This is a genomic window from Planococcus halocryophilus, assembly GCF_022489025.1.
In the GTDB taxonomy this organism is placed as follows: domain Bacteria; phylum Bacillota; class Bacilli; order Bacillales_A; family Planococcaceae; genus Planococcus; species Planococcus halocryophilus_A.
In genome coordinates, this window is the sequence record NZ_JAKVTG010000007.1 from 85,473 (window position 1) to 108,885 (window position 23,413).

Annotated in this window: 24 protein-coding genes and 1 pseudogene; 17 read left to right on the top strand and 8 right to left on the bottom strand. The window is 42.5% G+C overall.

All coding sequences use genetic code 11. The features are described from left to right. Position 1 precedes the first annotated feature (1 nt). Both MLE13_RS10175 and MLE13_RS10180 read left to right on the top strand, forming a co-directional pair. Positions 2–1,390: a sensor histidine kinase gene (locus tag MLE13_RS10175; RefSeq protein WP_240749603.1), complete on the top strand. Its 1,389-nt coding sequence runs from the start codon at positions 2–4 to the stop codon at positions 1,388–1,390. Continuing rightward, a complete protein-coding gene (locus MLE13_RS10180) occupies positions 1,383–2,051 on the top strand; it encodes a response regulator transcription factor (protein WP_240749670.1) in 669 nt (222 codons plus the stop codon). The genes MLE13_RS10175 and MLE13_RS10180 overlap by 8 nt, the downstream gene beginning before the upstream one ends. 38 nt (positions 2,052–2,089) lie before the next feature. Here the strand turns inward: MLE13_RS10180 and MLE13_RS10185 are convergent, their stop codons facing one another. The 3 genes from MLE13_RS10185 to MLE13_RS10195 form a co-directional block, all read right to left on the bottom strand. Then, positions 2,090–3,568 (bottom strand): phytoene desaturase family protein, encoded by a 1,479-nt coding sequence (locus MLE13_RS10185; protein WP_240749604.1) that lies wholly within the window; start codon positions 3,566–3,568, stop codon positions 2,090–2,092. Between the two features lie 107 nt (positions 3,569–3,675). After that, entirely contained in the window at positions 3,676–4,002 is a 327-nt protein-coding gene (locus tag MLE13_RS10190) for a four-helix bundle copper-binding protein (RefSeq protein ID WP_240749605.1), read from the bottom strand. Positions 4,003–4,101: 99 nt separating this feature from the next. Further along, positions 4,102–4,356, bottom strand: a complete 255-nt coding sequence (locus tag MLE13_RS10195; RefSeq protein ID WP_240749606.1) for an SHOCT domain-containing protein — start codon at positions 4,354–4,356, stop codon at positions 4,102–4,104. A gap of 193 nt (positions 4,357–4,549) precedes the next feature. Here MLE13_RS10195 and MLE13_RS10200 point away from each other — a divergent pair, with 193 nt between their 5' ends. The 5 genes and pseudogenes from MLE13_RS10200 (at position 4,550) to MLE13_RS10220 (ending at position 8,481) form a co-directional block, all read left to right on the top strand. Then, positions 4,550–5,089 (top strand): GNAT family N-acetyltransferase, encoded by a 540-nt coding sequence (locus MLE13_RS10200; protein WP_240749607.1) that lies wholly within the window; start codon positions 4,550–4,552, stop codon positions 5,087–5,089. A gap of 96 nt (positions 5,090–5,185) precedes the next feature. Then, complete coding sequence (locus tag MLE13_RS10205) at positions 5,186–5,911, top strand: ABC transporter ATP-binding protein (protein WP_240749608.1); 726 nt, start codon at positions 5,186–5,188, stop codon at positions 5,909–5,911. Then, a pseudogene (locus MLE13_RS10210) lies at positions 5,908–6,928 on the top strand (ABC transporter permease). The gene MLE13_RS10205 and the pseudogene MLE13_RS10210 overlap by 4 nt, the downstream one beginning before the upstream one ends. A 497-nt stretch (positions 6,929–7,425) precedes the next feature. Continuing rightward, complete coding sequence (locus tag MLE13_RS10215) at positions 7,426–7,710, top strand: DUF5316 domain-containing protein (RefSeq protein WP_008432718.1); 285 nt, start codon at positions 7,426–7,428, stop codon at positions 7,708–7,710. 18 nt (positions 7,711–7,728) lie between these two features. Continuing rightward, the gene (locus MLE13_RS10220; RefSeq protein WP_240749609.1) at positions 7,729–8,481 is read left to right on the top strand and encodes a class I SAM-dependent methyltransferase; all 753 of its coding nucleotides are present in this window, start codon (positions 7,729–7,731) and stop codon (positions 8,479–8,481) included. Positions 8,482–8,597: 116 nt separating this feature from the next. Here the strand turns inward: MLE13_RS10220 and MLE13_RS10225 are convergent, their stop codons facing one another. Further along, positions 8,598–8,954, bottom strand: coding sequence for a DUF1801 domain-containing protein (locus MLE13_RS10225; protein WP_240749610.1), 357 nt, complete (start codon positions 8,952–8,954; stop codon positions 8,598–8,600). 13 nt (positions 8,955–8,967) lie between these two features. Then, the gene (locus tag MLE13_RS10230; RefSeq protein WP_008497335.1) at positions 8,968–9,486 is read right to left on the bottom strand and encodes a helix-turn-helix domain-containing protein; all 519 of its coding nucleotides are present in this window, start codon (positions 9,484–9,486) and stop codon (positions 8,968–8,970) included. Between the two features lie 161 nt (positions 9,487–9,647). Between MLE13_RS10230 and MLE13_RS10235 the strand changes: the two genes are divergently transcribed. The 3 genes from MLE13_RS10235 to MLE13_RS10245 are packed head-to-tail and all read left to right on the top strand — an operon-like array spanning position 9,648 to position 12,335. After that, on the top strand, positions 9,648–10,961 hold the full coding sequence (locus MLE13_RS10235) for an MFS transporter (protein WP_240749611.1): 1,314 nt from the start codon (positions 9,648–9,650) through the stop codon (positions 10,959–10,961). Between the two features lie 24 nt (positions 10,962–10,985). Continuing rightward, a complete protein-coding gene (locus MLE13_RS10240; protein ID WP_240749612.1) occupies positions 10,986–11,969 on the top strand; it encodes an ornithine cyclodeaminase family protein in 984 nt (327 codons plus the stop codon). Positions 11,970–12,017: 48 nt separating this feature from the next. Continuing rightward, a complete protein-coding gene (locus tag MLE13_RS10245) occupies positions 12,018–12,335 on the top strand; it encodes a hypothetical protein (protein WP_240749613.1) in 318 nt (105 codons plus the stop codon). Between the two features lie 214 nt (positions 12,336–12,549). On the opposite strand, the gene MLE13_RS10250 is transcribed toward MLE13_RS10245, so the two are convergent. Then, on the bottom strand, positions 12,550–13,110 hold the full coding sequence (locus MLE13_RS10250) for a maltose acetyltransferase domain-containing protein (RefSeq protein ID WP_240749614.1): 561 nt from the start codon (positions 13,108–13,110) through the stop codon (positions 12,550–12,552). A gap of 115 nt (positions 13,111–13,225) precedes the next feature. Here MLE13_RS10250 and MLE13_RS10255 point away from each other — a divergent pair, with 115 nt between their 5' ends. Beyond that, positions 13,226–13,867 (top strand): alpha/beta family hydrolase, encoded by a 642-nt coding sequence (locus tag MLE13_RS10255; RefSeq protein ID WP_240749615.1) that lies wholly within the window; start codon positions 13,226–13,228, stop codon positions 13,865–13,867. Between the two features lie 126 nt (positions 13,868–13,993). On the opposite strand, the gene MLE13_RS10260 is transcribed toward MLE13_RS10255, so the two are convergent. Together MLE13_RS10260 and MLE13_RS10265 are read right to left on the bottom strand one after the other, a co-directional pair. Beyond that, complete coding sequence (locus tag MLE13_RS10260; protein WP_240749616.1) at positions 13,994–15,091, bottom strand: ABC transporter ATP-binding protein; 1,098 nt, start codon at positions 15,089–15,091, stop codon at positions 13,994–13,996. A 107-nt stretch (positions 15,092–15,198) separates the two neighbouring features. Further along, complete coding sequence (locus tag MLE13_RS10265) at positions 15,199–16,089, bottom strand: PucR family transcriptional regulator (protein ID WP_240749617.1); 891 nt, start codon at positions 16,087–16,089, stop codon at positions 15,199–15,201. Between the two features lie 154 nt (positions 16,090–16,243). Between MLE13_RS10265 and MLE13_RS10270 the strand changes: the two genes are divergently transcribed. From MLE13_RS10270 to MLE13_RS10295, 6 genes are all read left to right on the top strand, one after another. Further along, a complete protein-coding gene (locus tag MLE13_RS10270; protein ID WP_276323894.1) occupies positions 16,244–17,833 on the top strand; it encodes a glycoside hydrolase family 13 protein in 1,590 nt (529 codons plus the stop codon). 24 nt (positions 17,834–17,857) lie between these two features. Continuing rightward, positions 17,858–18,730 (top strand): ROK family protein, encoded by an 873-nt coding sequence (locus MLE13_RS10275; protein WP_240749619.1) that lies wholly within the window; start codon positions 17,858–17,860, stop codon positions 18,728–18,730. A gap of 214 nt (positions 18,731–18,944) precedes the next feature. Continuing rightward, the gene (locus tag MLE13_RS10280) at positions 18,945–20,252 is read left to right on the top strand and encodes an ABC transporter substrate-binding protein (RefSeq protein ID WP_240749620.1); all 1,308 of its coding nucleotides are present in this window, start codon (positions 18,945–18,947) and stop codon (positions 20,250–20,252) included. 441 nt (positions 20,253–20,693) lie between these two features. Then, the gene (locus MLE13_RS10285; RefSeq protein WP_240749621.1) at positions 20,694–21,554 is read left to right on the top strand and encodes a carbohydrate ABC transporter permease; all 861 of its coding nucleotides are present in this window, start codon (positions 20,694–20,696) and stop codon (positions 21,552–21,554) included. After that, positions 21,554–22,369, top strand: coding sequence for a carbohydrate ABC transporter permease (locus tag MLE13_RS10290; RefSeq protein WP_065528480.1), 816 nt, complete (start codon positions 21,554–21,556; stop codon positions 22,367–22,369). Before MLE13_RS10285 ends, MLE13_RS10290 begins: the two co-directional genes overlap by 1 nt. A gap of 13 nt (positions 22,370–22,382) precedes the next feature. Then, positions 22,383–23,402 carry a LacI family DNA-binding transcriptional regulator gene (locus MLE13_RS10295; RefSeq protein WP_240749622.1) on the top strand — a complete coding sequence of 340 codons (1,020 nt, stop codon included), beginning with the start codon at positions 22,383–22,385 and terminating at the stop codon, positions 23,400–23,402. The last annotated feature ends 11 nt before the right edge of the window (positions 23,403–23,413 follow it).

Consider the following 23,413-nt stretch of genomic DNA (forward strand, 5'->3'; position numbering starts at 1 on the left):
TATGTTCAATAAACTATCTTTGAAAATCGGTATGCTGTTTTTTATCTTTATTTTAATTATTGAAGCGTTCTTGTTTACAACGCTGTATGTAACTTTGGTCAATGAACGGGTAGACGAAGTGATGGAGAATTTGCTAGCGCGTGGTGAAACACATAGCGAAGTGTTAGCCGACAGTTTTGAAGAAGTGACGTTGAGCCATGTGGGGATGATGGAAGCGGCAACTGATTTTATTGTTGTTATTACTGATGAAGAGGGCGAAATCTTAGTTAATTCGGATGCATTGGAACCAGAAATGGTGGCTGTACTTGAACATACAGAATTTGAAGAAATGCCACCACAAGGTGAAATTGTCGAGGAAGATTGGCAAAGCAAGCGCTACATCGCAACAGATAGCCCGATTACGATTGATGGGCAACACGCCGGGCATATTTTTATGTTTTCGCCAACGGACAATATTGATCGCATCGTTGCTCATTTGAAAAACCAGTTTCTGTTAGTAGCGCTGATCGCTTTGGTTGTAACGATTATTACGATTTTACTATTGTCACGGTTTATTACGCTGCCTTTAATTCGTATGAAAGAAGCCACTGAACAGTTAAGCCAAGGCAACAATCGAGTCGATTTAACAAATGAACGAAATGATGAGCTTGGCGAATTAGCGAATGCAATTACCAAATTATCGACAGACCTTGACCGGTTGAAAAAAGCGCGCAATGAATTTCTGTCGAGTATTTCTCATGAATTGCGGACTCCGTTAACTTATATTAAAGGTTATGCTGATATTTTGGAACGCGGGGACACAACAGAGCGAGAGCGCGAAGAATATTTGAGTATTATTCGCGAAGAAACAGCTCATTTAACGTTGTTAATTGGGAATTTATTTGATTTGGCGAAATTGGACCGCAATCAATTTACGATTGAACAAAAAGACGTCTCAATCGCTGAATTGTTAAATTCCGTTGCTGTTTTAGTAAAACCAGCATTTGATGATAAACAACTTACCTTGTCGGTAAATTGCAGCGAAGACTTGCAAGCGTTTATCGATTCCGAACGAATTCAACAAGTGTTGCTCAATATTTTAGACAATGCCCGTAAGCACTCGTTTGCAGGCGGAAGCGTGAAGACGACGTGCACTGAGGAAGATGATAAAATCGCAATCCGAATTAGTGACGAAGGGCAAGGAATACCTGAAGATGAACTGCCATTTGTTTTTGATCGACTTTACCGCGTGGAAAAATCGAGATCGCGGGAAAGAGGCGGTTCGGGACTTGGACTGGCAATTGCTAAAGAAATCATGGAATCGCATGGTGGGCAGATCAACATCGATAGCCAATTTGGCAAAGGAACGACTGTGACCATTCGATTGAAAAGAGGTGGAGACCATTCATAAAGTATTGTTAGTGGACGATGAAAAACGAATGCTCGATTTAGTTGCCCTTTATTTGCGGCCACATAACTACGTTTGCACAAAAGCAGACAATGGCAAACTAGCATTGGAGTTATTGAAAAAAGAATCTTTTGATTTGGTGTTGCTGGATATTATGATGCCAGATATGGATGGTTGGGAAGTATGCCGAGACATCCGCAAGTTTTCGAGTGTCCCGATCATTATGCTGACAGCTCGTGAACAACAAGAAGACGTCGTCAAAGGACTGCGTCTCGGTGCAGACGATTACATGACAAAACCTTTCGGCGAAGAAGAGTTGCTCGCGCGCATGGAAGCTTTATTGCGCCGAAGTGCTCCTGCAAACCGGGTTGAGTTTAAAGGGTTACTTTGGGACGAAGAAAGTTTCGAATTGAATTATGAACAAAAATCGATTCGCCTCACCCCAAAAGAGTTTTCAATGCTCGGGCTGTTAATGAAAAATCCGAATAAAGTATTCGAACGCGACCGGTTATTAGAGTTAGTATGGGGTTACGATTCGGAAACAGAAGGACGAACAGTCGATTCACATGTCCGCAATATTCGAGAAAAAGTTCGCCAAGCAGGTTTTCCCGTCGATGATCATTTCCTGACGGTATGGGGAATCGGCTATAAATGGGTTCATTAAAAAAACCACTGCAGATTTTTTTTCTGCAGTGGTTTTCTCTAGATTAATCGTTTACCAGAAACTGAGCGCGCGGCGTGAATGCCACTTGCAGCAGCGCCAATCGTACCGCCACCTGGGAAAATGTGATCGCCACAAACATATAGATTAGGCAATCCAGAATGATGCGAAATCGAATGGAACAAAGAGGCATCTAAAGTTTGAGGAAATCCACCGACCAAGCCATTAACACGACCCGCAAAACGTTCCCAAGCTTTAGGCGCACCGCTCTCCATATGGACAATGGCCTCACGAAACCCAGGAACCACTTGTTGAATCGCTTGCAGTATACGTTCAGTTAATATTTCGCGCGTTTCTTCATATTTTTCTCGACTGTCCCATTCTGCGATTCGCGAATGGGTGGAAATTGTTACCGTTTGAAAGCCTTCAGGCGCACGTAATTCGTCGTTTAGAAGAGAAGAAGACATAAAGAAATGGCCGCCTTCAGCAAGTCCGTCGCCAGTAGAAATTTGCCTGAATGCCGGTAATGGCTCGACTAGTTTGGTTGAATCAATGGCCATGTAAAGTGTCAACGTTGCCCAAGTTTCCCCAGCAATACCGTCACGCAATGACACTTTCAGTTTAGAGACAAGTTCCGGTGCTAAAATTTTCGTCAATTGCTGAATCGGTACGTTTAAAATAACATCGCTTGCATCATACGTATTGCCGCGGTGGTCAGTCGCAATCCAACCATCACCTTGGCGCTCTAGCTTTTCAATCGTTCGTCGTTTTTTTAACACACCACCATTTTCGGTTAAGCTGTCACCCATCAGTTCAGCAAAACGATACAAGCCGCCAGGTACATAATAGGCCCCTTCATGATAAATATCCAGCGCTACTGCTGCCAATAAATACGCGACATCTTCACTACCCGTTTGCATGCTATCAATTAATAACCCATCAAGCATATGACGGAATTCATGCAATTCATTGAGGTCATGCTTTTTTAAACGCTGATCTAAGGTTTGATTGAAAAAAGGAAGCAGTTTGATGTGTTGTGGCCGCATTGATTTTACTAAATAAGCCCATTCGTTTGCGGTAGCGGGAGGCAAGGCAGGAAGAGGGTCCATCAACGTGCGGACAGTCGCGGCTACAGCAAAAATTTCTTTATAGAACGCTCGAATTTTTTCACTGTGAGATGGAAAATGAGCAACGATGCCGTCAACGTGTTGCGCCCGGTCTTGATGAAACACAAAAGTCGAATCCCGGTGGACCATTTCCATTACGCGCGCGAGCGGTTCGATGGACATTGGTTTACCGAGATAACGAAAAACGCGTTCGTGAATGCCGCCTGGCTCTAACCCCATACCGAGTGTGGCACCAACAGGAAATAAATACTTATGGCGTTTGAATTTACTAGCACAGCCACCAAGTTCTGAAGACGCTTCGAGCAAGGTCACAGACCAACCGTCTTGTGCGAGTAGTGAACTCGCTGTTAAACCGCCAATCCCCGCACCTACAACCAATACATGTCGAGTCATCCGAATCCACTCCTTTGCTTTTATTATGGAGAAAAGCGAACCTTCCTGCCAATACAAAAGCCCGGCCGCGGAGAATTTCCCTGCGACCGGGCTTTTGATGGAGAAAATTACGCTACGTTACGGCAAGCTTCTGCGCATTTTGCACAAGCTTCTGCACATTTTTTACAATGATCGTGTTCGTGTTTTGAACATTCTTCTGCACAAGCTTCACAAATCGCTGCACAAGCTTTCGCTAGTTCTGCAACAAACGGTGAATTACGTGTAATGGCATGCTCGAGGTAAGCACAAATGTCCGCGCATTCTCGGTCTAGACGAATGCACTGCGCCATCATTTTCACGTCATCTTCTTGCAAGCAAGCATCAAAACAGTGGTTGCACGCTGCTGCGCAATCGTGCAAAGTCTTAATCAGTTCTGCATGTTGTTCATTAGCCATCAATAAAACCTCCAATTTCAGATTTTGTAGCTTCTCTTTTTAGCTTCCCTTTAATCTGGAAATTAAACGAAAAAAAGAAACTCCACAAAAACTGCACAATTAGTTTTTTGGTGACTCTTTTAACAAGCGCAACTGCTCATCATATTGTTCTTTACTAATTTCGCCTCTCACATAACGTTGACGTAATGATTCGATTGCATGATCTGATTCATGCGGTTCGGTGCTCGCTGCATTTTTGCGCGCTTTGATCAATGTAAACCATAAAGCGCCACCAATTAGAGTCAATACGACGATAAATCCAACAGCAATCGTGACGCCAAGTGCTTGGTTACCGGGTGTGAAAAACTCTCCCATTGCTTTCAACTCACTTTCTTTAAAGAAGTTTATTTCTTACAAATGACTATCTCCATACCTTACGGTTAGTGTAGTTCACCCATTGGATAAATGCAATGAACGGAAATATTTGGTGATAAGAGCATCCATTAATAGAAAGACTTTATTGGAAGTTATGCTACGATAGGTGCATACAATAAAAGGGGTGTTTTCCATGTTCATACATAAAATTGACGAAGACTTATCATTGAAAGTTCTGGAAATGCGTGATGCAGAAAGAATTTTTAGCCTGACTGATGTATCGAGAGAGTATTTGAGAGAATGGTTACCTTGGCTCGATTTTACAACAAAAGTAGAAGACACGAGAGATTTTATCAAATCCGGTAGCAGTAATTTTGTTGAAGGCAAATCTTTAGGCGCAGCCATTTTGTACAAAGGAGAAATTGTGGGAGTTGGGGGCTTTAACAGCATTAATGGAGCTAACAAAACCGCATATATTGGCTATTGGCTCGGGCAGGAATATCAAGGAAAGGGCATCATGACGCGCGTTGCAAAAGCTTTGACTGATTATGCACTAACTGAGCTCAAGTTGAATAAAGTCGAAATTCGTGCAGCCGCAGAAAATCACAAAAGCCGCAGCATTCCTGAACGTCTAGGCTTTAAAGAAGAAGGCACTATCCGCCAAGCTGAGTGGCTATACGACCATTATGTCGATCACGTAGTTTACGGTATGTTGGCTGAGGAATGGAAATAAATAGAAATTAAAACAAAGCAGCGAAATTGTTGCTTTGTTTTTTTTGAAATGAGCGTACAATACAAAGTAACAAGAAGTCGACTGGAGGGAATGCACATGAATAATAGCATCTCCATCAATAACCTCAGTAAAGCTTATGGCAAAGCAGGAGTACTTAAAAAAGTTGACTTGCAAATTGCAGAAGGTGAAATTTTTGGCTTGATCGGACCATCAGGATCAGGGAAAACAACGTTAGTTAAAATGATTGTCGGAATTGAATCCGCGACGAATGGGACAGTAGAAGTATTGGGCAAGCGAGTCCCTAATTTGACGTTGCTCGAAAACATTGGCTATATGGCTCAAGAAGATGCCTTGTACCCTGAATTGACGGGAAAAGAAAATTTGAGTTTCTTTGCATCACTGTACAAAATGAAAAAAGCGAATTTGAAAGACCGAATCGCTTATGCAGCAGATTTGGTGGAGTTAACCGACGAATTAGGAAAAAAAGTCGCGGCTTATTCAGGTGGTATGAAACGGCGCTTGTCTTTAGCGATTGCGCTTGTTCACGACCCGCAAATTCTAATTCTTGATGAGCCAACTGTCGGCATCGACCCAGAACTTCGCATATCCATATGGCGTGAATTGATGACACTAAAAAAAGAGCAAGGGAAGACGATTATCGTAACCACTCACGTAATGGATGAAGCAGAAAAATGCGACCGCATTGCCATGGTTCGTGAAGGTGGGATTTTAGCAGTTGGAACACCAGACGAGCTGAAAACGACATATGGCGCAGCTGATTTAGAAGAAGTCTTTCTGCAAGCAGGGAGGGATGCGCGATGAGAACGCTAGCCCTAATTCGACGCATCATGCTGCAATTACTTCGTGACAAACGGACAATGGCTTTGCTGTTTTTTGCCCCATTAATTGTGTTGACTTTAATGTATTTTTTCTTTAATGGCGAATCAGAAGACCCGAGACTCGCAGTTGTCGGAGGCAGTGAACCGCTCATCACGGCGATGGAAAACGCATCGATTGATGTGGTTTCTTATGATGCAGCCGATAATCAAACCATCATTTCGGACAACCTAGCAGGTTTGTTAGAAATAAAAGACGGCAGTTTCCAAGTGGTTTTGGAAAATAATGACCCAAGCACATCTCGTGCATTGCTTATGAAAATTACACAAATCGCAGCGATGCAAGGGGGAGGAAACGCACCGAGCATAGAGACCGAATACATTTTTGGGGATGAAGATACCGCATTTTTTGATGTGCTCGGACCGATACTAGTCGGCTTTTTCGTATTCTTTTTTGTGTTTCTCATTTCAGGCATTGGCTTGTTAAAAGAACGCGTATCGGGAACATTGGAACGCTTATTAGCAACACCAATCCGTCGCTGGGAAATTGTTGTGGCTTACTTAACGGGTTTTGGCATCTTTGCGATTATCCAAACCATTATCGTCGTATTTTACTCGATACAAGTATTGGATATGATCATGATCGGTCAAGTGTGGCATGTTATTATTGTCAATTTAATGCTGGCATTAGTGGCGCTGTCGCTTGGGATTCTGTTATCAACTTTCGCATCATCTGAATTCCAAATGGTCCAGTTTATCCCGATTGTCGTCATTCCACAAATCTTTTTTGCCGGTATTATCCCACTCGAAGGTATGGCCGATTGGCTGCAAAATTTAAGCCGCATCATGCCGCTATATTACGCAGCCGACTCCTTAAAAGCGATTATGTATAGAGGAGAAGGGTTATCGGATATCTCGGGGCAACCTGCTGGCTCTCGCTGCTTTTGCGGTGGTGTTTATCTTTATGAACATCATTGCTTTGAAGCGCTACCGAAAATTATAAAAGTATTTCAGCTGTCTGCTTTTGTGGACAGTTTTTTTATGGGGTTATGGGGATAGCGCAGTTCGCTTATGTGAACTGCTAGGCATTGTAGGGAGGTTGGTTTTGTGAAAAGGTGTTGTGAAATTTCCGATACGTGTAGAGGGCGGGAAAGTTCATGTAAAGAGTTCGAAAGTTCGTGTAAAGAGTTCAAAAGCTCATATAAGGGAATCAAAAGTTCGTGTATAAATCGTGATGAGTGTAAAGAGGTGAAAAGTTCATGTAAAGAGTTCGAAAGTTCATGTAAGAGGACAAAAAATTCGTGTAAGGGCTGCAAAGTTGCTGTATAAATCACAACCCATGCAAATGGTCGAAAACCTCATGTAACACCCACAAATCTACTCAACACATAACAAGAAAACAAATTTCCAACTCTCCGACTACCTCTATCGTGTGACTTTTGATAAAATTAACGAGCAGGCGAATTTTAGCCACATACAGTATCTAAAGGAGAGAACATAATGAAATACTTTTTAGCTGGAACAGCGATTGCTTTAATTGGCGTGTTAGTGGCGTATTTACTAAATGATTGGTCATTAATTTACATGATCAGCGGCATTGTTGCTGGCGTTGCATTGATATGGGGCGTTTTGGCATTGGGCACTGGTAAAAACAAGTCAACAAGAACAACAAGTTCAGAAAAACGTCGCGAAAAGCAACAGCGCGTGACAAAAATGAAAAACGCAGTGATGGTGGCTGTGCCGAATATAATTGCAGTAATCGTTAACTTAGCGATGATTTCATAAAACGGATGGGGTGAGGCATTGTTAGGGTATTACAGCAAGTTGTCGTCAGAAGTGTACGATCTCGATAAGCCGATTGGTAGTTCGTTCGGGGATATTGAATATTACTTGGAGCGGCTCGATTCATGCAAAGGTCGCATTTTGGAACCAGCAACTGGAACAGGACGTTTGCTTGTGCCATTGCTTGAAAAAGGGTTCGAAGTAGACGGTTTTGATGTATCCGAGGAAATGCTGACGGTGTGTCATACCAATTGTGAAAAACATGGCTTCCATCCGAATTTATTTCATGCAAAAATGGAGTCGTTTTCGGTTGATAGAACATATGCAGCCATTGTGATTCCGACCGGGACATTTCTGTTGCTCGATGAACGTGAAAAATCGCTTAGAGCGCTTCAGAATTTCTACAACCATTTGGAGACAGGGGGACGATTAATTGTCGACTTGGATGTGCCAGCAGGTGTCGAACTGGAGAAAACTTCTACACGAACGTGGCAAGCGCTTAATGGCGATACGTTAACCGTGGAAAGCAAGAAAATCAAAGTGGATTGGATTCACCAAACCTTTGTTTCACAAGGGCGTTATGAACGTTGGCGCGAAGGGAAGTTGATCGAAACCGAACTCGAACGCTATCCGATGCGTTGGTACGGAGTTGAAGAATTCCGTACTATTTTAGAAAACATTGGCTTTAAAGAAGTTGCTATTTCATCTGGCTATCAAGTTGATCACTACCCAAAAAACGCAAATTCCATCATCACATACGAAGCGACAAAATAAGAAAAACCGAGGCAGAATTCCGCCTCGGTTTTTCTTATTTAGAAACTTTAAATGCCTGGGACATAAGCCAGCTCGGCTCTATGCCGACCTGTCTTACGTCCGCTAAAATCAGCTAATCATTTCCGGTTTAATTCCACCGCATCCCAAATCAATAGCTTCAGTTCATCGCTCTTAATTTCGTCGGTCCGGTTCAAGCGAACGTGCCGCATTTTTTTGCCGTCACCTTCGAGTAGATTGGATTCGTCGCGAAGTTCCGCGCCGCGGTAAAAGCCGAAATTGACATGACCTTTAGCCGTTTGCATATAGCACACAAGACCTTCTTTGGCGTAACTCGGCTTGTCCCATTTAAAGCCTTCGTCCATTTCTGGATAAGCTTCGAATACCAATGTGCGAAGTTCTGAAACGATGTCTTGTACTGGGTTTTCTAGCCCTTCGATAAATTCATCTACTTGCGGATCTTTGACTGGATGCATAGACAGATTCCCCTTAATTCGTTTTGGATGATACGAGTAAAAATTGTACATCGTGCTCCGTTAAGTTAAACCAATAATGTCTTTTACGTGCATCAAACATGATGGATTGTCGCTTGGTAAGTTCGGTACGTTCGCCGTCCACCTCGACAGTTAACACCCCATCCAATACGAATAAAAACTCATAACCACTATGAGCAAATGGATTACCTTCGGATTCAGCAGGTTTCATAGTCACCAGCATCGGGACTAAATTTGCTTCTTTAACGCCGTGTGACAAATCTTTGTAGTGGAATTTTTCGAGTCGAGATTCCCAATCGGTTTTTTCGGTTTCATTAGCGAAAAAAAGACTAGGGTCGACATTTAAAGCATCTGCTATTTTCCGCAGCGATTCTAATGTCACGCTCGATTTTCCGCGTTCGACTTGCGATAAGAAGCTAATGGAGACATTGGTTTGCTCTGCTAACTCTTTCAAGGTCAATTTGCGCTCCTTGCGAAGATTTTTTAATGTTACCCCAATTGTTCCGTTCGACATGCAGAAACCCCTCTTTACTAAATGTTCTGTCTCTATCATAACGTACATACGCTGAAAATAAAATTTAAGAAGGTTATTGACAGAATATTGCTAACTGACTAAACTGTTGAAAAGGGAGAATTAAAGTGTCACTTCAATTTATTCGTAAAGGGGAAGTTAGAATGGATAAAAAGCAAACACGCAAAGTTTTAACGGCAAGTCTTGTGGGGAGTTCGATTGAATGGTTTGATTATTTTTTATACGGCACCATGGCAGCATTAGTATTTAACCAATTATTTTTTGTCAACGAAGATCCAACAGTTGGGTTAATGCTCGCTTATGCATCTTTTGCATTATCATTCTTTATTCGTCCATTTGGTGGCATTATCTTCAGTCACATCGGCGACCGCATTGGCCGCAAAAAGACATTGGTTATCACGTTGAGTTTAATGGGCTTTGCAACGTTCGCAATGGGTTTATTGCCAACTTATCAAGCAATTGGAGTTGCAGCACCAATTTTGTTAATCACACTTCGTTTAATCCAAGGACTTGGGATTGGTGGAGAATGGGGTGGCGCATTACTACTTGCGACAGAATATGCACCACCTGAAAGACGCGGATTTTTTGGAAGCATCCCACAAATGGGTGTTACGATCGGGATGGTCATGGGAACTTTGGCGCTTTACTTGATGACTTTATTGCCAGAAGCGGCATTTATGAGCTGGGGCTGGCGCGTACCGTTTATCTTGAGTGCGTTTCTTGTTTTATTTGGTTTATGGATTCGTAAAGGCATCGACGAAACACCGGAATTTAAAGCAGTGAAAGCATCTGGAGAAATTCCGAAATTGCCGATTGTCGATACATTAAAATATCACTGGCGTGAAGTGTTAATCGCCATTGGGGCAAAAGTTGTTGAAACAGCACCGTTTTATATTTTTGGTACGTTCGTTGTGTCTTACGCAACAACAAATCTTGAGTTTTCAAGAACAGCAACACTCGCAGCAGTTATGATTGCAACGGTGATTACGACGATTTTGATCCCGATTATGGGTGCATTGTCTGACCGTGTCGGACGTAAGAAAATGTACGTGACTGGCGCTGTAGCGATGGGCTTGTTCGCTTTCCCTTACTTCTGGATGTTGCAACAAGGTTCTGTACTATTGTTAATCGTTGCGACAATCATTGGACTAGGCGTTATTTGGGCGCCAATCACAGCAGTTCTTGGAACGATGTTCTCAGAGATTTTCGATGCAAAAGTTCGTTACACGGGAGTTACATTAGGCTATCAAATTGGTGCAGCATTAGCAGGGGGAACAGCGCCTTTAGTGGCAACATTCTTGCTAGCGACATTCGATAACTCATACGTGCCGGTAGCATTATATATCATGTTAACAGCCGTGATTTCGTTATTATCTATCTGGGCAGTAAAAGATTTAAGTGGCACACAAAAACAAGAAAAAGCAGCTACATTAGTAGCGAAGGAAAGCCGCGTTTAAGCGCATATTTTTAGGAGGGGTTTCATGCTTATCATCAACGAACAACAGATTCAGCAACAATACGAAATGAGTGACGCCATCCGCGACGTAACAGAAATGCTTCGGGCAAAAGAGCAGGGCCAGATTAATAACCCGCATCGCACCGTCCTTAGCTTTCCAGAACGCCAAGCCTCAGCACTTTATATGCCAAGTGCAGATATGGTCAATAAAATCTCAGGCGTGAAAATCGTCACCATCTTTCCGGAAAACCCGGCACAAAACAAGCCGACGACTCAAGGGGTGATTCTTTTGTCAGACGGAGATAACGGAGAACATGTGGCAATGATGACGGCATCGTATTTAACGCGATTGCGCACAGGCGCACTTAGCGGAATTGCAACGGATTTGTTGGCACGAAAAGATAGTCGCGTACTGACAGTGATCGGTACAGGCGGCATGGCGTTCGAGCAAGTGCTTGGCGTATTAGCAGTGAGACCCATCAAAAAAATAATTTTGGTAAACCGCACACCGGAAAAAGCACAGCGGTTTGGTGAACGGCTTGTTGAATTCGGTATCGATATTCCGTACACAGTCGAACCAAACGTGTCATCTGCCGTTCAGCAAGCAGACATCATTTGCTGCGCCACCCGTTCGAACGATCCGGTGTTTAACGGAGACGATTTAAAACCAGGTACGCACATTAACGGCGTCGGTTCTTATTTGCCAAGCATGCGCGAAGTCGATGAAACGACCATCTTGCGCGCTGACAAAATCGTCGCTGACGACTTACCAGGCGTTAAAGACGAAGCAGGCGAATTAATCCACACCGTTAAAACGGGCGCCTGGTCATTCGATCAACTGCATGCAGAACTTGGGCAAATCGTTGTAGAAACTGCTGCAGGCCGTGAGTCGGAATCGGAAATCACCTTCTTCAAATGCGTTGGCGCCGCTTATTTTGATCTCGCTGTAGCCAAAGGTGTTTACAGCAAAATAAAAGCAAATGGTACGGGCATAGAAGTAGAGATGTAAAGTTGAGTGATCCCCCAAGCGGCGTATGTTGCTTGGGGGATTTTTTTGTTGGGGAGTGTGGAAGGGGGATGTGAAGTTTTGGGGTCTTTACCTGAACTTTTGAACTCTTTACATGAACTTTTGAAGTTTATACATGAACTTTTAGAGTCTTTACCGGGATGGCGATTTATACATGAATTTTTGAGCTCTTTACCTGAACTTTTCGCACTCTTACCTGAACTTTTGAAGCTTATACCTGAACTTTTAGAGTCTTTACCGGGATGGCTATTTATACATGAATTTTTGAGCTCTTTACCTGAACTTTTCGCACTCTTACCTGAACTTTTAGAGCTTATACCTGAACTTTTAGCATCCTTACATGGATAGCGATTTATACCTGAATTTTTGAGCTCTTTACATGAATTTTCGAAGTCTTAACCTGAACTTTTAATGCTTTAACCTGAACTTTTAAAGCCTTTAAAGAGATCAAAATCGCTACACCAACTTCTCAACATATTTTCTTACAAAAAATTCGCTTTTTCATAATTTATTTGTATAATGATGGAAAGTAAAAAAAGCAACGCGTCAGAGCGCATTGCTTTTATTCCTCTATTTGCTTAATGATTCGTGCGGGATTGCCACCTACCAACATATTGGCGGGCACGTCTTGAGTAACAACGGCGCCAGCTGCGATAATTGCATTGTCGCCAATCGTGATGCCGGGATTAATAATGGCGCGACCGCCGATCCAGACATTGTCGCCGATTGTGACGGGTTTACCAAATTCTTTGCCAGAGTTTCGCGCTGTGGCATTTAGCGGGTGAGTCGCTGTGTATATATGAACTCCCGGAGCAATCATGCAATTGTCGCCGATCCGGATTTCGCATACATCAAGAAACACGCAGTCGAAATTGGCATAAAAATTATCGCCGACGTGAATGTTATATCCGTAATCACATCGAATGGTTGGTTCGACGTGAATCATATCGCCGGTCGAGCCTAGTAATTTTTTCAGCAAATCTGCACGATCTTGGCCGTCCATTTCGGTAGTTTCGTTGAACAGTCGACTAAGTCGGCGAGCGTTCATGCGATTTTGGCGCAAGGTCGAATCAGCCGGATCGTACATTTCACCAGCGAGCATTTTGTCTTTTTCCGTCATCATTTGTTAGCCTCCCCGAAAAAATACTGGTAAATCGATTGTATCATAGCTAATTTCAAAAATATTTAGTAAACTTATGGAATATTCTTTATAATAGAGAGAGACAGGAGTGAAAGTTATGAAAGCAATTAACAACAAAGTCGTAGGTTACAAGGGGATTGAAGTACCTTATACCGTGATGCTAACGGAAGATTACACAAAAAAATTGGCTATTTTCTTGCCAGGTGCTGGATATACAACAAAAAGTCCGCTTTTCCATTTCGCAGAAGAAATTTTCTTGAATGCAAATTACGATGTGTTGCGAGTAAACTACCAATATACGGACAAAGCATATGACGAGTTCACGATGACTGAATTGAACGAAGCGATTGTTCACGATGTGCGTTTAGTAATTAGCCAAGTGCTTAAAGGAAGAAACTATCAAGACTTTTACTTGGTCGGCAAATCGCTTGGCACGATTGCGATGGGAACTGAAATGCTGCGCCCAGAATTTAGCGATGCTAAAGCTGTGTGGGTAACACCATTACTAAATCAAGAACAGGTTCTCAACACAATGGTCAACAGCGAAAACGAAGCATTATGCTTTATTGGCGACAAAGATCGCTACTACTCAGCAGGTGCGTTCGAGCTGTTAAAAGCAAACTCAAATTTAAAATCGACACTATTGCCAGACATTAATCACCGCTTGGATTGCCAAAACGATCCACTCAAATCGATTGATGCCTTGAAACAAATCATTGCTGGAATTAAAGAATTTTAACAAATGAGCTGCCCTATTGGGTGGCTTTTTTTATGGAATACTTGTTGGCCTTTATGTGAACAAATGAAATCTCCGCTAAATAAAAGAAGCCACCGAGTCATACTCGGTGGCTAACAAAACTCTCGATTAACGAATACGTAATTCAGAGTCGCCATCAAAGAAATGGGCTTTATTCATATCAAATGCAAGATCGATTGTAGATTCGGCTTCAACGTTAAAGCGAGAATCGACACGTGCGACGAAATCTTGGTCATCGATTTTCGAGTACAAGATGATTTCCGCACCCATCAATTCAGCAACATCGATATATGCTTGGAGCTTTGTATGTGGTGAATGTTCCAAGAATAGCGGCTCATCGTGAATATCTTCAGGACGGATACCAAGAACAAGGTTTTTGCTTTCATAGCCTTGGTCTTGAAGCATTTTTAGTTTGCTTTCTGGAATAAGAACTTTGGAATCGCCCATGACAAAATGGCTACCAACTAATTTGCCTGTTAAAAAGTTCATAGAAGGAGAACCAATAAATCCGCCAACAAACATGTTTTCCGGTAAGTCGTAAACTTCTTTTGGCGTACCGACTTGCTGAACAAAGCCATCTTTCATAACAACTAAACGAGTCGCCATTGTCATCGCTTCTGTTTGGTCATGTGTTACATAAACGGTCGTCGTTTGGAGACGGCGGTGTAATTTTTGGATTTCTGCGCGCATTTGCACACGTAGTTTGGCGTCAAGATTGGATAAAGGCTCATCCATCAAAAAGACTTTAGCATCACGGACAATCGCACGGCCTAAAGCGACACGTTGACGCTGACCGCCTGATAGCGCTTTCGGTTTACGGTTTAAGTAATCGTCTAAACCTAAAATTTTTGAAGCGTTGGCAACACGTGCTTTAATCTCGTCTTTTTTCATTTTGCGTAATTTCAAACTAAACGCCATGTTTTCATATACAGTCATATGCGGGTACAATGCGTAGTTTTGGAAAACCATCGCGATGTCGCGGTCTTTTGGTGACACGTCGTTAACGCGTTTGTCTCCGATATATAAATCACCATCTGTAATATCTTCTAATCCTGCGATCATGCGAAGTGTCGTTGACTTACCACAACCTGAAGGTCCAACTAGTACTAAAAACTCTTTATCGCGAATTTCTAAGTTAAAGTCTTGTACCGAAACTACACCTTTTTCGTATTCTTTTTTGATATTAACTAATGTTAAGCCCGTCATTTGGTTTCCCCCAATAATCTGTTTGTCGTTGGTAACAGCTTAACCGAATGACGATTGAGAGGAAATATCAAAATTGCCTAAAAATTTAAAGTTGTTTTTGTGCACATTTACTTTTCAATCAATATCGCTAAGTAAACGGCCAGCGCTTCATGGAATTTCCGAACGTCGATTCCGGTGTTTTCATAAAAACGATCAAAACGATATTGCAGGCTATTGCGATGCATATGCAAAGCTTTTGCCGTTTCTGAGATATTTAAGTTATTGCGAACAAAAACTTCAATCATTTTCATCGTTTCTTCATCGCCTTGATAAACTTGCAAAACCGATTGTTTTATTTCATTCTGGAGTGGTTCTGGTGTTTGATCAAGCAATAAATACGGAATGGCATCGGTATAACTGATAACGGTTTTTTTCGAATACAGGCTAACGGTTTTTGCACCATCGACCATTGCCTGGTAATGGGGGACAGCACCGTCCAAACTTGCACGAAGTGGACCAACGAAAAAATGGATTTTGATATACAAATCGCTCATCAACACATCGATAATTTCATCGTAAGAAATCGGTCCGTCTTCTTTTGTGACGTATTCAACCAAAATTCCTTGATGGTCGTTTTCCCACAAAATCGGCACGTGCTGCGCATAAAAATCTTGAACCGCTTGTTTAAACGCTGCAGGGCTTATTTGTTTTTCTTGAATGGAAAAATGCACAAAGCGATACGGAGAATTTAATGGAAACGGCTTAACGTCAGCGGAAAAAGCAGGATCAACCGCAGCCGACCACTTTTTTTCTTCGTCTGTCAGCACCGGAAACGTCGGATTATAAGGCGTTAAAAATGTCGTAAGCAAAGACAAATCTCTTGGAGCAAGTTCGCTTTCGTGAATGCCTATAATCACGCCATCAGAAAATGAAAACCATTTATAGGTTGCATCTGAAGAAAGTGTGCTTTGGTCAAATAGTTGAAGCGAAGGATAGAGTTCTTTTAATTGATTGATCATCGAATACCTCTTTTCGCAATTTTAGCATTCTGAAGAATTGCATAATTTATTCATTATACAATAAAACCACAGTTTAAATTAAGTAGTTGGCAAAACAGCGGATTCATGTATGATGTTAGAATAGTAATCACTTTACAAGAAAAGGGGCATCTTGATGACTGAATGGTGGAAAAAATCGACTGTGTATCAAATTTATCCGCGAAGTTTTATGGATTCGAATGGCGATGGAATTGGCGATATTCGTGGGATTATCCAGAAACTCGATTACTTGCATGAACTCGGTGTAGATATTCTTTGGCTGTCGCCGGTATATGATTCACCGAACGACGATAACGGCTATGACATTCGCGATTATTATGAAATCATGAAAGAATTCGGCACGATGGCGGATTTTGATGAGCTATTGGAAAAAGTACACGTGCGTGACATGAAATTGGTCATGGACCTTGTCGTCAACCATACGTCTGATGAGCATGCTTGGTTTAAAGACCATCCCGATTTTTACATATGGCGCGATCAGCCAACCAATTGGCGTTCGTTTTTTGGTGGATCGACGTGGGAGTACCAAAAAGAACGCAATCAGTACTACTTGCACTTGTTTTCCAAAAAGCAGCCAGACCTAAACTGGGAAAACCCAGAAATGCGAAACGCGGTTTACGAAATGATGCGCTGGTGGCTGGATAAAGGTGTAGATGGTTTCCGGATGGATGTCATCAACATGATTTCAAAAGTTCCGGAGATGCAAGACGCACCAGGTGGCGATGCCAGCAGTCAATTTATGAATGGCCCCAATGTTCATACCTACTTAAAAGAAATGAATACACAAGTACTGTCTCAATACGATATCGTCACAGTCGGTGAAACACCAGGCACGACGCCAAAAGAAGCACGCGACTATACCGCCGCACAAAATCAAGAACTCAATATGATTTTCACGTTCGAGCATATGGACCTCGACCAAGCATCGGGGGAGAAATGGGATTTAAAGCCGCTCGATTTGATCGATTTAAAAGAGAATCTGGAAAAATGGCAGCACGGTTTACACGATGAAGGTTGGAATAGTTTGTACTGGAACAATCATGACCAGCCGCGCATTGTGTCGCGTTTTGGTGATGATCAACAATGGCGCGTTGAATCAGCTAAAATGCTCGCAACGTGTCTACACTTTATGCAAGGCACGCCGTATATTTATCAAGGCGAAGAACTGGGCATGACCAATGTCCGCTTTGATGCTATTGAAGAATACAAAGACATTGAAACCATCAATATGTATCAAGAAAAGCGCGTAGCGGGAATTTCGCATGACGACATCATGACGAAAATTTACGCGAAAGGTCGCGACAATGCACGAACGCCAATGCAATGGTCGGATGCGCCAAATGGTGGCTTTACAACAGGTACACCTTGGATAAAGGTGAATCCAAATTACACAGATATCAACGCTCTCCAGCATCAAGAGCCGGATTCCATTTATCAATACTATAAAAAACTCATCGCATTCCGTAAAAACATGGACATCATCACGCATGGTGACTTCCAGTTATTGCACCGCGAAGACAAAGAATTATTCGCATATACGCGTACATGGAACAAAGAAAGCTTGACCGTTTACTGTAATTTTTCAAGTCAACCAAAAACAGTAGAACGCCCAGAAGGCGACAAGTTAATCGGCAATTATAATCGTCGGAGCGGTGAAGACGAACTCGTGCTCAAGCCATACGAAGCCGTTGTATATTACAAATAAAAACGAAGACCATAAGGAGGAACTATGGAAAAAGTATTAGGAGTCGACATAGGTGGCACAAAAATCCGTATAGGCATCATTGATGCTAGCGGTCAAATTATTTACGAGGAAAAAATTCCGACAATCATCCCGCTTTATCCGTATCTTGAAGAAAACATTTTGCGGATATTGGTAGAGCAGCCAGAAGTCCAAGCAATTGGCATTGGTACGCATGGCTTTGTCGATCCAAAACAAGGAAAAGTAATTTACGCGGCGGAAACATTGCCAGGCTGGACCGATACACCTGTTAAAGAATGGCTTCAAAAAGCAACAGGAAAACGCGTCGAAGTCGAAAACGACGCCAATGTTGTGGCACTTGCAGAAGCGAAGTTTGGCGCAGCACAAGGGCTAAATCGTGTAGTGGTGTTAACACTCGGCACAGGTCTTGGCGGTGGCGTAATATGGGACGGCAAGCTATTAAGTGGTGGACCTCACGGTGGTGCAGCAGAACTTGGCCACATGATTCTCTATCCAAACGGAGTGAAATGTGCGTGTGGACGTCTAGGGTGCAGTGAAATGTATGTATCCGGCACAGCACTTCAGCGCAGGATTAAAGAAGCGGGGCTTCCAGTGACGCCACCCGAACTTTTTGAAAACGCAAAGACTGATCCCGCAGCTAAAAAAGTGGTAGAAGAATTTACAGCTGACTTAGCACTAGTCATTAGTAGTTTGCAAGCGGCCTTTGATATGGAAATGGTCATTATCGGTGGCGGTGTATCAGAAGCGGCAGACTTGTGGATGGCTTCATTGGAGCAAAAGCTTGATGCGGTTTTATTAAATCCGGTGCCAGTAGAAGTGGCACGTTTTGAAAACGATGCCGGCATTTTAGGAGCTGCATTGTTAGTTCTTGAAAATTAAAGTGTGTAGGAGCGGAGAAAGAAACCGCTCCTATTTTTTTGCTTAAATGCTAAAAAAGTTTTTTAATTATTTTAAAAATATACCTTGTGCAAACGTTTTCATAATGATATGATACAGATAATTAATTTGTGGGAACAAGTTCCAGTCCGTTCTCATTTTTTATTTGAAGCTTTGTGCAAACGATTTCACAAACATTCTAAAGGGGGATTTACTGATGAAAGAATTAAAGTTTAGCAAGGGGCTAGTCGCATCATTGATGTTATCAGCAGCAGTGTTAGCAGGATGTAGTAGTGATGGAGAAGAAAAAGGTTCAGGATCTGAAGGAGAAGAGCAAGTAACCGTTGACATTTTCCAATTTAAAGTGGAATTCAAAGAACAATTTGAAGATGTTGTTGCACTTTACGAAGAAGAAAACCCGAACGTTAATATTGAAATCACAACAGTTGGTGGCGGAGAAGATTACGGCGCAGCACTTCGTTCACGCTTTGCATCTGGCAACGAACCCGCAATCTTTAACATCGGTGGACCTCAAGATGTAGCGGACTGGAAAGACAGCTTAGCAGATTTAACAGACACAGCAGCATCAGGCGCAGCTCTTGAAGGCACCCTTGACGGCGTAACAGTTGAGTCTGAAGTACTTGGACTTCCTTATAACCAAGAAGGTTACGGCTTTATCTACAACACACGTCTATTCGAAGAAGCAGGAATTGATCCTGCATCAATCACGGATTACGCATCACTTGAAGAAGCTGTAAAAACATTGGATTCGAAAAAAGACGAGCTTGGTCTTGAATCAGTATTTGCTTTCCCAGGTAAAGAAACGTGGGTAACAGGACTTCACTTGTCGAACACATTCTTAGCACCAGAATTCGACAACAACGTATTAACAGCATTTGACGCAGAAACAGTTGACTTCAAATACGGAGAAGGCTTCAAGAAAATCGTTGATTTGCAAAACGAATACTCGAAACAACCAACAGTTAGTCTTGATTACTCTCAACAAGTAGAAGAATTGTTCTCACTTGAGCGTGTAGCGATCATCCAACAAGGAAACTGGGCTTACGGCTCAATCGCTGGCATCGACCAAGAACTTGCGGACAGCGGTGTTGGCCTTATGCCGATTCCTGTAGAAGGCATTGATAATGCGGGTCTACCAGTTGGCGTACCAATGTATTGGGGCGTAAACAAAAAAGCTGACGAAGCAGTTGTAGAAGAATCAAAAGCATTTTTAGACTGGTTATACACATCTGATGCAGGTAAAACAGCTGTATTGGAAGACTTCAAATTTATCCCAGCTTATGAAGGTTACGATACTTCAAAAATCTCTGACCCAATGTCGAAAGCTATTTATGACGCTTCTGAGTCAGGTAACACAATCGGATGGGTATTCATGGGCTATCCAACTGGATGGGGACAAGACGAGCTTGGCTCGAACATCCAAAAATACCTAAGCGACGAAGCGAGCTGGGACGAAGTAATCGACTCAGCGAAAGAAGCTTGGAAAACAGACAGAGCTAAATAAGCAATTCGCAAGCTAATGATCATTATGAGTGTTTCAAACAAAGTAGCCTCTGTGCTACTTTGTTTTGTTACTAGGGTAAATTGGACTTGTGATTTATAACAGAAATCATTTTACAAAGGATATTCCGCAAACCAACTCCGCTTTCCTGCGGGCTTGCGCCGAACTAACTCGGGCTTAACGCCCGAGTGGATTTCGACACTTCGCTATCCCGCGGGAGTCTCCGTTGGTTTGCTCCATATCTTGGTGAATTGTTAGTAAAGGATACTTAAAAGAAAAAGCGAAAGACGGCGACTCCTGCGGGAAAAGCGCGAGCCGGAGCCACTGGACTGAGCAAAGCGAGGGAAGCGGCAAAGGCCGTGCCCGCGGAAAGCGTCCGTCTGGAGCGATTTCTCAACCAAATCTAAATTTCATCGAACAATTCAAGAAAGGAATGATGCCCGTATGCGTACAAAAGAGTTATCTTATTGGTTGTTTCTTGCCCCTGTCTTATTGGCACTTACGCTAGTCGTCATCGTTCCGATGCTACTAGGCGTCTATTACTCCTTCACCACTTGGAACGGCATAAACACAGGTGAGTTTGTTGGATTCCAAAACTACATCGACTTATTCCACGATCAGCGTTTCCTAGATTCGCTATGGTTCACTACAAAATTTTCAGTAGTGTCCGTTATTTTAATTAACGTAATTGGCTTGTCGCTGGCACTTCTTGTTACAGGTCGCGTTCGCTCAAGTAAATTATTACGGACAACATTCTTTATGCCAAACTTAATCGGCGGATTAATCTTAGGGTTCATTTGGCAGTTTATCTTCATTAAAGTATTTGCAAGTGTTGGCGAAATTATCGGCATGGAAAGTTTGCAAGGCTGGTTGTCTACAACAGACACTGGATTCTGGGGCTTGGTTATTTTGATGAGCTGGCAAATGGCTGGTTATATTATGGTTATCTATATTGCTTATTTGGAAGGGATGCCGAAAGAACTGCTTGAGGCGTCTGAAATCGACGGAGCTTCTTCGTACCAACGTTTCCGTTTTGTCATCTTCCCACTTGTGGCACCTGCGTTTACCGTCAGCATGTTCTTGACGCTGTCGAATACGTTTAAATTGTACGACCAAAACTTGTCGCTAACAGGCGGCGGACCTTACAACTCTACAGAAATGGTCGCGATGGAAATCTTTAAGACGGCGTTTATGCAAAATGCCTTTGCTTATGCACAAGCGAAAGCCGTTATTTTCTTCATCATCGTGGCGATCATCGCACTTGTCCAGGTGTATCTGAACAAACGTAAGGAGGTCGAAATGTAATGAAGAAAAAGTGGAATATTAAACTAGAAGTTCTCGGCTTATTGTTAGCGATTTTATGGCTAGCACCGTTTTACTTGATGTTCGTAAACTCGTTTAAATCAAAAAAAGAAATCTTTATGGATACGATTAGTCCTCCAGAAAACTGGAGTTTTGATAACTACATTAAAGCATTCGAAGAACTTGATTTTATGCAAACTTTATTTAATTCACTATTAATTACTGTGATTAGTGTTGTGTTAATTATTATCTTCTCAGCAATGGCGGCCTACGCATTGTCGCGCGCTAAAAGTAAGCTTAGTACAGTACTGTTTTTCACATTCGTTGCAGCGATGTTAATTCCGTTTCAATCTGTAATGATTCCGCTTGTTACCGTATTCGGTAAGTTTGACATGTTGAACCGCGGCGGCTTGATTTTTATGTATATCGGATTTGGTGCAAGTCTTTCGATTTTCTTGTATCACGGTGCATTAAACAATATCCCGCGCTCACTTGATGAAGCGGCGACAATTGATGGTGCCAATCGTTGGCAAGTGTTCTGGCATATTATTTTCCCAATCCTGAAACCGATTACGGTGACAGTCGCGATCCTTAACATCATTTGGATTTGGAACGATTATTTATTGCCATCACTTGTTATTAATACACCAGGAAGTGAGACCATTCCATTGAAGATGTTCTTCTTCTTCGGCGAATATACGAAGCAATGGCATCTAGCGCTTGCTGGATTGACACTGGCTATCGTCCCAGTTATCGTTTTCTACTTCTTTGCACAGCGCGAAATTATCAAAGGGGTATCAGATGGAGCAGTAAAATAAGGGAGACGGTTAAATGGCAATCACGATTAAAGATGTTGCGAAAAAAGCGGGCGTCTCACCAGCCACCGTTTCCCGCGTAATCGCAGATAATCCGAGAATCAGTGTGAAAACGAAAGCAAAAGTGCGGGAAGTTATGAAGGACATGGGGTATTACCCAAACTTTCAAGCCCGCAATTTGGTGGCAAATAAAAGCCGAACACTTGGTATCATTATGGAAAACTCAGCAGCATTGGCTTTTCAAAATCCTTTCTTTCCTGAAGTATTGCGCGGCATTTCAACGCAAGCTCATGACAGTAAATATGGCTTGTATTTATCAACAGGAGCCACACAAGAAGAAATTTACCAAGAAGTTGTTGAAATGGTACAAGGTCGGCGAGTCGACGGCATTATTTTGCTGTACTCAAAAATCGGCGATCCGGTGTTGGAATTTTTAAGACAAAGCGAGTTGCCATTTGCAGTTGTCGGGCGTCCCCATCAAGATCCGTGTTCAGTAACGTATGTCAATAACGATAATATCAATACCGCGAAAGACACAGTTGAATACTTGATTGGTTTGGGTCATCGCCATATTGCATTTGTTGGAGGAGCGACGGATTTTGTCGTGTCCATTGACCGAATGCAAGGGTATCAGCAGGCGCTTGCTGAGCACGATATTTCATTTGATGCGGATTATACGGTGAACCAAGATTTTATCCAAGGCAAAGAACGCGAATCGATTCGTCGGCTGATGGCACTTCCAATTCCACCCACGGCAATCGTCACGCATGATGACATGGTGGCGTACGAAGTAATTGGTTATCTTGAAGATTTGAAAATTGGAGTGCCGGACGATGTTTCCATCATTGGATTTAACAACCACACTATTTCAAGATATTTAAAGCCGCCACTGAGCACGGTAGACATCTCCATTTATGAGCTTGGCCTGCGTGCTGCAGAGTTGGTATTAGAGAAAATAACAGACGAATCGACACCTTCTAAACAAGTCACGGTTCCTTCACGCCTGATTGAAAGAGGTTCGTGTCGACGTCTTTGAGAGGGATCGAA

Excerpts from the sequence above, each read along its gene's own strand:
- MLE13_RS10265 (WP_240749617.1), bottom strand. The coding sequence starts at position 16,089 with ATGATCAATCAATTAAAAGAACTCTATCCTTCGCTTCAACTATTTGAC.
- MLE13_RS10280 (WP_240749620.1), top strand. The coding sequence starts at position 18,945 with ATGAAAGAATTAAAGTTTAGCAAGGGGCTAGTCGCATCATTGATGTTA.
- MLE13_RS10270 (WP_276323894.1), top strand. The coding sequence starts at position 16,244 with ATGACTGAATGGTGGAAAAAATCGACTGTGTATCAAATTTATCCGCGA.
- MLE13_RS10200 (WP_240749607.1), top strand. The coding sequence starts at position 4,550 with ATGTTCATACATAAAATTGACGAAGACTTATCATTGAAAGTTCTGGAA.
- MLE13_RS10240 (WP_240749612.1), top strand. The coding sequence starts at position 10,986 with ATGCTTATCATCAACGAACAACAGATTCAGCAACAATACGAAATGAGT.
- MLE13_RS10195 (WP_240749606.1), bottom strand. The coding sequence starts at position 4,356 with ATGGGAGAGTTTTTCACACCCGGTAACCAAGCACTTGGCGTCACGATT.
- MLE13_RS10235 (WP_240749611.1), top strand. The coding sequence starts at position 9,648 with ATGGATAAAAAGCAAACACGCAAAGTTTTAACGGCAAGTCTTGTGGGG.
- MLE13_RS10175 (WP_240749603.1), top strand. The coding sequence starts at position 2 with ATGTTCAATAAACTATCTTTGAAAATCGGTATGCTGTTTTTTATCTTT.
- MLE13_RS10230 (WP_008497335.1), bottom strand. The coding sequence starts at position 9,486 with ATGTCGAACGGAACAATTGGGGTAACATTAAAAAATCTTCGCAAGGAG.
- MLE13_RS10255 (WP_240749615.1), top strand. The coding sequence starts at position 13,226 with ATGAAAGCAATTAACAACAAAGTCGTAGGTTACAAGGGGATTGAAGTA.
- MLE13_RS10215 (WP_008432718.1), top strand. The coding sequence starts at position 7,426 with ATGAAATACTTTTTAGCTGGAACAGCGATTGCTTTAATTGGCGTGTTA.
- MLE13_RS10190 (WP_240749605.1), bottom strand. The coding sequence starts at position 4,002 with ATGGCTAATGAACAACATGCAGAACTGATTAAGACTTTGCACGATTGC.
- MLE13_RS10185 (WP_240749604.1), bottom strand. The coding sequence starts at position 3,568 with ATGACTCGACATGTATTGGTTGTAGGTGCGGGGATTGGCGGTTTAACA.
- MLE13_RS10290 (WP_065528480.1), top strand. The coding sequence starts at position 21,554 with ATGAAGAAAAAGTGGAATATTAAACTAGAAGTTCTCGGCTTATTGTTA.
- MLE13_RS10275 (WP_240749619.1), top strand. The coding sequence starts at position 17,858 with ATGGAAAAAGTATTAGGAGTCGACATAGGTGGCACAAAAATCCGTATA.
- MLE13_RS10295 (WP_240749622.1), top strand. The coding sequence starts at position 22,383 with ATGGCAATCACGATTAAAGATGTTGCGAAAAAAGCGGGCGTCTCACCA.
- MLE13_RS10285 (WP_240749621.1), top strand. The coding sequence starts at position 20,694 with ATGCGTACAAAAGAGTTATCTTATTGGTTGTTTCTTGCCCCTGTCTTA.
- MLE13_RS10250 (WP_240749614.1), bottom strand. The coding sequence starts at position 13,110 with ATGATGACGGAAAAAGACAAAATGCTCGCTGGTGAAATGTACGATCCG.
- MLE13_RS10205 (WP_240749608.1), top strand. The coding sequence starts at position 5,186 with ATGAATAATAGCATCTCCATCAATAACCTCAGTAAAGCTTATGGCAAA.
- MLE13_RS10225 (WP_240749610.1), bottom strand. The coding sequence starts at position 8,954 with ATGCATCCAGTCAAAGATCCGCAAGTAGATGAATTTATCGAAGGGCTA.
- MLE13_RS10260 (WP_240749616.1), bottom strand. The coding sequence starts at position 15,091 with ATGACGGGCTTAACATTAGTTAATATCAAAAAAGAATACGAAAAAGGT.